This window comes from Psychromonas hadalis ATCC BAA-638 (genome assembly GCF_000420245.1).
In the GTDB taxonomy this organism is placed as follows: domain Bacteria; phylum Pseudomonadota; class Gammaproteobacteria; order Enterobacterales; family Psychromonadaceae; genus Psychromonas; species Psychromonas hadalis.
This window is the reverse complement of record NZ_ATUO01000155.1, coordinates 1-8371: the sequence shown is the minus strand read 5'-3', so window position 1 is coordinate 8371 and position 8371 is coordinate 1. Positions and strand designations below refer to the sequence as shown.

Annotated in this window: 6 protein-coding genes and 1 pseudogene; 6 read left to right on the top strand and 1 reads right to left on the bottom strand. The window is 37.7% G+C overall.

Features of this window, described 5'->3' with window-relative positions; translation table 11 throughout:
• Window positions 1-257, bottom strand: a pseudogene (locus G322_RS0115400) (IS3-like element ISVa4 family transposase); the annotation flags it as partial.
• A gap of 104 nt (window positions 258-361) precedes the next feature.
• On the opposite strand from G322_RS0115400, the gene G322_RS21035 reads away from it, so the two are divergent.
• From G322_RS21035 to tnpA, 6 genes are all read left to right on the top strand, one after another.
• On the top strand, window positions 362-2353 hold the full coding sequence (locus G322_RS21035) for a DNA polymerase (protein ID WP_169337494.1): 1992 nt from the start codon (window positions 362-364) through the stop codon (window positions 2351-2353).
• Window positions 2354-2654: 301 nt separating this feature from the next.
• On the top strand, window positions 2655-3968 hold the full coding sequence (locus tag G322_RS21030) for a DNA cytosine methyltransferase (RefSeq protein ID WP_169337493.1): 1314 nt from the start codon (window positions 2655-2657) through the stop codon (window positions 3966-3968).
• Window positions 3961-5004, top strand: coding sequence for a DNA cytosine methyltransferase (locus tag G322_RS0115385; RefSeq protein WP_022942629.1), 1044 nt, complete (start codon window positions 3961-3963; stop codon window positions 5002-5004). The genes G322_RS21030 and G322_RS0115385 overlap by 8 nt, the downstream gene beginning before the upstream one ends.
• A 53-nt stretch (window positions 5005-5057) precedes the next feature.
• A complete protein-coding gene (locus G322_RS22445) occupies window positions 5058-6551 on the top strand; it encodes an McrB family protein (RefSeq protein ID WP_022942628.1) in 1494 nt (497 codons plus the stop codon).
• Window position 6552: 1 nt separating this feature from the next.
• On the top strand, window positions 6553-7851 hold the full coding sequence (locus G322_RS21020) for an LlaJI family restriction endonuclease (protein ID WP_084683763.1): 1299 nt from the start codon (window positions 6553-6555) through the stop codon (window positions 7849-7851).
• Window positions 7852-8157: 306 nt separating this feature from the next.
• Window positions 8158-8371 (top strand): IS66 family insertion sequence element accessory protein TnpA (tnpA, locus tag G322_RS0115370; RefSeq protein ID WP_022942626.1); only part of this gene is annotated, 214 nt, incomplete at its 3' end.

Genomic DNA, 8371 nt, shown 5'->3' with positions numbered 1-8371 from the left:
TTTTTGGCATCTGCTAGCTCTCGTTCAAGTTCTTGAATTCGTCGGGCTTGAGGATCAAGGGCTGTTTTATTTGTAGGTATCTCACCTTTTCTCTCCGCTAAATACTGCTTTTTCCATCGAACTACAGCAGATGAAGAGGCACCTGATAGATCAATTATTTGTTGATTAGAGTAATTATCATCGATCATCAATTTTGCATATTCTAGCTTTTGAGCAGGAGACACTTTTATACGATCTTTTCGAGTTGTATTGGCCATTATTCTTTCCTATTTAATTCATTTAAGAGGCTATCAAACCCTCCAAACTTATTAAACCATTACAATTTTCCGATACGATGTTACTCGCACCTGCTGGTAAGGGCTTGGCTGATATCGCTGACTTGCTTGGTTTAGAAAAGCATGAAATCAAAGCGCCTTATTGTATTGAGAAGATGGATGAGTATTTAATCGGAGATAAAGAGGCATTTGAAAAATACGCGATAATGGACACTGTTATCGCATATCAATACTTCCAAAAGATACTTCAATTTACTGCTGAGAATGGATTGAAAGGTGTTCCTGTTACGTTGGGTGGCTTGGCTATCAAGGCATTTAAGCACCACTATAAAACGCATAAACTAGATCGCAACCTACGAGCGGATTTTGGTTATATCAAAGTTACGCGTGAAATATATGATGATAACCCTAAGGGTAAATCTGGATATAGAACCATTAAAGGTGATGTATTAGACCCATCTCGCGCCCTAGCGGAGCAACTTTTTACTGATTCATTCTCTGGCGGATGGAATGATGCCTTTGTTGCTGGCCCAACGAAGGTTGATATATGGAATGATTATGACTTGCCGTCTGCCTATCCCTGTGGGCTTATCAATATGCGACCTCTGGATTATGACAATATGTTTACCACACAGGAAGCTGAGTTATTTCGTGGTGACATATGTGGCTGTGCGCGAGTGACGTTTTCATTCCCTCAATCGGTTAGATTCCCTTTTTTACCCGTAAGAGCAGGTAATAACTCTCTGATATTTCCACGCACTGGTGAGGCGTATTGCACCAGTTATGAAATTGAAACCGCATTGGGTCTAGGTGCTGAGATAGAAGTGATACAGGGCGTTATTGTGCCATTTAAAAAAGACACTAATGGAGAGCTTGAGCCGTATATCTTTGTTGATTTCATGAAAATGGCACGTGAGAAGCGTGAGCATTACAAGCGCCTTGGAAACGAATTTGACGAAAAACTCTGGAAAGAACTCTCTAATAGTATCTATGGAAAGACAGCACAAGGCTTGCGTGCTAAAACCGCTTTTGATGTACAGGTTGGCTATAGTAAGCCAATACGACCTAGCGATATCACCAGTCCGTATTTTGCGGCCATGACGACAGGATTTGTGCGTGCAGTATTAGGTGAGATAATCAACTCGATTTCATCCTCGTTTGTGGTTGTCTCTGTGACCACTGATGGTTTCTTAACTAACGCTACGCTGGATGATATGACGTTAGATGGCGTAATGTGTCGTCGATTCCTTGAATCCTTGAAGAAAATATCCAGTGCTGGTGGTGAAATATTAGAGCGTAAGCATCAAGTGAGGCAGTTGATTTGTATGAAAACAAGAGGGCAGTTGACTGTTGAGCCTTGTGAAGGGGAGCCTGCTGTATTAGCTAAAGCAGGTGTGCAAGCACCTCGTCACTGTGAAGACCAAAATCAGTATATGGTTGACCTTTACATTAATCGGGCGGTCGGACAAAAGCACACGATAAAAGTGCTGACATCTAGCCGAGATATGTTTACTCAAGATAAAGACATGGTTGGTGAAACAGTTATTAAGCGCATGAACCTAGAGCCTGATTATAAGCGAAAATTAGTGAATCCACGTATGGTGACTCTGCCTGATGGTCGAGAGCACATAGCACTTGATACAGTGGCTTTTGAGACAATTGAGGAACGCAACTTCACACGGTTGCGTTTTGATGCATGGCGCATGGATAACTGCTTAAAAACGATGAGTGATTGGGATGAATGGTCTGAAATGTTAATAATGCATAAAGCCAAAAAACATCTCAAAATTCGATTAAAAGCAGGTGAGAAATCAGATAGTTTGCTTATTCGTTTATTCCTTCGTGGTTATGCGAAAGGTGAATGGGGGTTAGACCCAAAAGCGATGACGTTAAAAGCGTGTGCTGAGTGGTTTACTTCGATTGGTTACCCAATAAAGCCTAATGCTATTAGCAGTGCTAAAAAGCCCTGTCTAATCGAACGTGGCGTGCCGATTACTAAACGAACTAAAAAGTTACTCGCTCTGCTAGAAAATAAATTTCCTACCTTTGAGTCTGAAAATCTATTCTATTTAGATTAATCTATTTTCTACTTCGTAAATATCTACTATCAGAAGCCCCTAACCATGGGGCTTCTTGCTAATGTGTATTAAGGCCGTTGGGGTATAGATATGAGATACATGCATGCATTACTTTTTACTGAATTAGTCTTGCATTAGAGCTTTCTAGGAACTCTAAATATTTGTTAATTTATATTATTTATGTTTGTTTTTCTAATTAAAACGAACATATATTCCATTACTTACCTTGTGAACACCAACATGTTAATATTTCATATTATTTTACTAAATAGTCTTAATTATGTATCAGAAGTACGACCAAATGCCACATGCGACGCATGGCCTCCCGACAAAAACATTGCTATCTAGCTATGTTGAAGAGCTAACATCAAAGATAAAATATCCAAACAAATCTAATCGGTTACTTATGGATTTGGATGTAGTTAAGCGCATATTAGAAAATATAAAAGTGCCTACAGTAAACTCAAAGTATGGTTTTTACGATTTGTTCTGTGGTGCGGGAGGGATGTCAATAGGCTTTGAAGGTAATGGTTTTTCAGTGGTTAAGGCTGTAGAAAAAGATCTTTCTGCTGTGAAAACATATCACTTTAATAGGCCTCATATTGATGCGGTAGATATTATTCATGATGATATTACTAAATATGATGATAGTAATGACTTTAAATATGCTCCTTTAGTGATAGGAGGGCCGCCGTGCCAAGGTTTTAGTAATGCCAATAAACAACGACAAGAAAATGATAGTCGTAATGTTCTTTATAAATACTTTGTAAAAAAAGTAAGCGCTGTAAAGCCAGAAATATTTATCATGGAAAACGTAGTCGGTATAGCAAAGCATTTAGATGAAATAGCTAAAGATTTTAATGAGGTAGGTTATTCAATAGATGCGATTGAATTAAACTCTAATGAGTTTGGTGCGGCTCAAAATCGTAAAAGGCTATTTATTTTTGGGCAGAAAGTTACTTATAAAGAATCGCATAAATTATTTGATGAATTTAAATCTAGTATCGAGTCTTGCAAGGTTGATAAAAAGTTCACTTTGTGGGATGCAATTCATGATCTTCCTGCTATTAAAGCAAAAACAGAAAGAAACGCTACATACTTGGAAGTCGATGAATGGGGGGGGACTTTTATTAAAGACGCAGGTGTGCCTACTGCGTATAAAGAGCTTATTAATACTGGTTTAGGAACTGGAATTACATTTAACCATAAGTCTAAATATAATAATGATAGGGATATTGAAATATATAGCCTTCTTTCTGAAGGTGATAAATCAGATAGCCCCAAGATTGACCACATAAATCCCTATAAAAATAGAGGAGATATCTTTAAAGATAAATTTTGCAAGTTACCTTATAACAAACCATGTAAGACGATTACTGCTCATATGTATTATGACTGCCATATGTATATACACCCTGAGATAGCTAGAGGGTTAACCCCTAGAGAAGCGGCCCGAGTGCAAGGGTTTAGCGATGATTACTTATTTATTGGTACGCCGAATGAATGGTATCGACAGATTGGTAATGCTGTTAGTCCTTTAGTATCTAAGGCTCTTGGCTTTGCTAGTTTTAAAGTGTTAGAACATATCTTCGATAATGAGAACTGCAATGGATAAAATCAAGTATTTCGATTTTTTTTCTGGTATAGGTGGTTTTAAATCAGCAGTTGATTCAATTAAAAACTTGCCCGTTGACTTTGAGCATGTTGGATTCTGTGAAATAGAAAAAAATGCGGCAAAGTTTTACTCGGAACATTACTTTGGCGGGGACTTAAATGGTCTTCAATTTGTTAATAATATTGAAGATGTAAAAACATCTGCCAACTCAACTGGTATAGAGCTTAATCCATTTGATCTTTTTTTGGGGGGGTTCCCATGCCAATCCTTTTCTAACGTAGGTTATAGAAAAGGGTTAGAAGATGATCGGGGGCAGCTTTTTTACAATATTCTGCATTTACTAGATGAGTACTCGCCTCAATTTTTTGTATTAGAAAATGTGCAAAAAATTGCGACCTTAAAAAAAGGAAGTGTCTTAGATGAAATGAAAAGGGCCTTAGAAGATTGTGGATATCATGTATACCTTTGGGACCTTAATGCGTCGAATTACGGTGTGCCCCAAAAAAGAAGAAGAATTTTCTTTGCCGGTGTTAAAAACACTTTTGTAAAGAAAGCCTTAACTGCTCCTGATGAATTAGATTTGTCTAAGTCAAAATACCCTACAGCCTGGCATTTATTAGAAAAAGATAATGTTGATCATAAGCATTACATACCTACAAAAACTCGAGAAACTGTTCTGTATAAAAATCCTAAATGGCAAGGTGATGTAAACATTGATAATGCTCTTGCAAGGCCAATTACTGCCACAATGGCGAAATGGCATAGGGCCAATCAGGATAACTATTTTAGCGATTCTTATATTAATGCTTCAGATCCGTTTGTAAGGCCAAATGTAGACTTAGTTAGTGAGCCTATTCGACGAATCACACCTTTAGAAGGTTTTAGATTACAAGGTTTCAATGATGATTTTGAAGATACTCGGAAGCGCTTAAAAATGTCTTACAGTGCCTCTTATAAGTTGATCGGAAATGCGGTGCCTGTCCCATTATCTAAAGCTGTAATTCATCATCTACTTTCAAGTTATTTAACTGATTGATTTTTCAGGATATAGTCCCTAAATCATAATTAAGGTTTAGGGAGTTATTTTATATGTCATTATCTCAAGAGTTTTCCCGTGTGAAGTCTACATTTTCAAATGAATGTGCCACATTAAGCATTAATGCTAACGAAGTTCTAGGGGTTTTATCATTTCCTGTGAAACGAGGTTACACGGATAGCTCTAGTAGTTCTAATGTTCAACTGAATTTAAATAGCTCTAATGGTGAAATTAGGAAATTTTTTCCTATTCTAGAGAACTCTGAAAACTTTACCCATACTCGAGCTGTTGTTGATGCGTTTTACATCAAGCAAGGGAATGCTAGCATTGTTGAGGGGGATATTAATTACCGCAGAAAAATAGTAACAAATCAACAAGGGGAGTATCCATATATACAGCTCACATTTGGTGGGGGTATTATGCAGATCCGTAGGGATTGGCTTGTTGATCACGAGGTGATTATTATTCGGCATCGGAAAGGACAGGATGTCATTTATTCGGTTATTTTAAATACTGCTACAGCTTTACATCAAGGGACCTTTTGTATTAACGGGGTAAGCCAGTCTAAAAAGCCATCTGTATATTTGCGCACAACTCTTGAGAAGGGCAAGAACAAAATTTACTACGGTGCACCAGGAACAGGTAAAAGTTACAAAATTGAAGCTGAAACGGCTGGAGCGCATAACATTAAGACGGTTTTTCATCCTGATACGCAGTACAGTGATTTTGTGGGAGCCCTAAAACCCAAAATGGAACAGAATACCGCTGGTGATTTAGTTATAACTTACCAGTTTCGACCTGGACCATATACTAAAGCACTTATTAAGGCTCTGGAACATCCAACTGAACAAGTCTATTTAATTATTGAAGAGATTAATCGTGCGCCTGCTGCTGCTGTGTTTGGTGAATTGTTTCAATTACTAGACCGAGATGAATTTGGGAACAGTAGCTACCAGATAGATGCTGCTGACCCTGATATGCTTGAATATATCAATCAGCGATTACGTGCAAAAAGTGTTACTGAAATAGGGCAATTAACGATACCTTCAAACCTCTCCCTACTTGCAACTATGAATAGTAGTGACCAAGCTGTCATGCCTCTAGATACTGCCTTTAAGCGTCGCTGGTCTTTTGAATACTTACCTATAAATTTCAATAACTCTCCTGATAAGCAACTAAAACTGCTGACAACGGCTGGCATATATAATATTTCTTGGAAAGATTTTGCAACTAAAATAGTCAATTCTAAATTAAAAGCCTTCAATGTTGCAGAAGATCGTTTAATTGGTCCATTTTTCCTAAATAATACTGACCTAGGTGATGACTGGGATACTGCTCGTTCAGCTTTATGTGGCAAACTCTTTGTTTACTTATGGGATGATGTTCTTCGCCACAAAGTTCAAGACAGAAAACGCTTGTTTAATAAAAATATAACAACCTATGGTGATCTGCATGCTAGCTTTATGGCTGAAGGAGGAGTTGATAGTATATTTTCTGACGAGGTTAATGAGTTAATCATTAATCATGGTACAAAAGAAGAGGTTTAAGATGACCGCATTTGAGTATTATTGCGATGGAGATCTTATTTCTGATCTTCCTGAACTTCTTACGAAATTCATGAAACAGCGAGGATTAATTGCCCCTGACCACGTCCGTATCAATTACTGTGGCTTTGTCTCACTGGACAGTGATATTAGCGTATTTATGCCTAAGAACAGCGGTGAACGAGGGAAAAACATTGAGGGGGCTCATTATCTTCTTCAAACTTTGGATCAATACTATAACGGCAAATTATCTGGTGTAGCTGAAGGAAATGAAAATGAGTTGATTGGAAATGTTTCCTTATCCTTAGCCTCATCTCTTATTGAAGATTACTTTATTAATGGTTTGTATGTCCGAAGGAAGAAACGACAGACATTGAATCAGGGGCGCGCTGATTGGAGAAGAACCATTTCACGGCATACTCCTTTTCCTTCTGGAGGTGGTTTAGTTTATTTAGACCTTGAAACTAGTAGTATAAGTTATGTATCTGATTGTGAAACAGCAAAAATTCATGCCCAAATAATCCGAGAGATTCATCGTATATATGGAGCGTTATTATTTGGAAAAAATACTTTTTTTGACGAACGTCTACAGCAACTTACCGATCCTTTAGGTGATGATGAAGCGCGTCTTTCTCAGCTTGACCGTGAATTAACAAACAGTTATTCAGAAAGGGATATACAGCTAATCGGTATGCTAAAAAGCTTCATTGAACGTCGTTCAAAGGTAGAAGGTGCTGAATTATTAGTGGGAACAAGAAAGTTTCATAATGTTTGGGAGGGGATGCTGGATGCATGCTTACCTAATAAACTTCAGCTAAATAAAAAATTACCTGTTCCATATTATCTTCAAGATAGCTATTTCCATGAGGTCGCACGCAAGGGACAAAGAACTGATACGGTCATTGAAAATGACGAACGTACAAGGTGGGCGATTATCGATGCCAAATATTACAGAGCGTCGTCACCATCAGATGGGCCTGGGTGGCCTGACTTGGTAAAGCAGTTTTTTTATAAAACAGCCGCTGAAGAAGCATGCGTTGAAGGGGTTTATGGCCGTGATGTTACTGTCACTCTTCACTTCATATTTCCAGGTGCGGAACAAAACCTACTAAAAGTTAAAGTCGGAAAGCGTAATCAAGGAAAGGTATCGGTTGATGATATGAAATCGATTGATAAGTATGGAGAAGTGATCTGTCACTATTGTGATCCTATGATATTAATAAATAATTACATTAATGACCGTAAATTAGATATTACAAATAGTGGTGATATTCAAGGTCAAATTTTCCCTAGCGATGTATAAGTAGCCACCGCACCATATATTGCCTTAGCGATTTAGAATGCACATCGTGGGAATAGAATTCCGATAATGTACTAAAAAGGGAAAAATGACTGACATTAAATTAAATAGGTCGATACGTGTATTAGTAGTGCAATGAAAGCTATGGATGTCTATTGATAACAAGTGCCTTACGCTTTATCCTGCAATAATGAGGAACGATATCTACTGATAAACAACGTTATCATTGTAAGCGTCAGGGCAACCACACCTTCATCTAATTTCTGATCTCAGTTATGTTATTTTCAAGTCAAATAAAAGGAAATAACAATGAAAATAACGCGCAACGAAACACAATGGCAGACCCTAGTAAAAAATCAACAAACCAGTGGGTTAACTATTTCAGATTACTGTCAACAACATCACTTATCAACGTCTAGCTTCTACACTTTCAAGAAAAAACTAGGCCTAACATCCAACAGCTTTGTTCGCGCTAAAGTGATACAACAAATTGAATTTATGGAAGAACAACCATCAATCACAC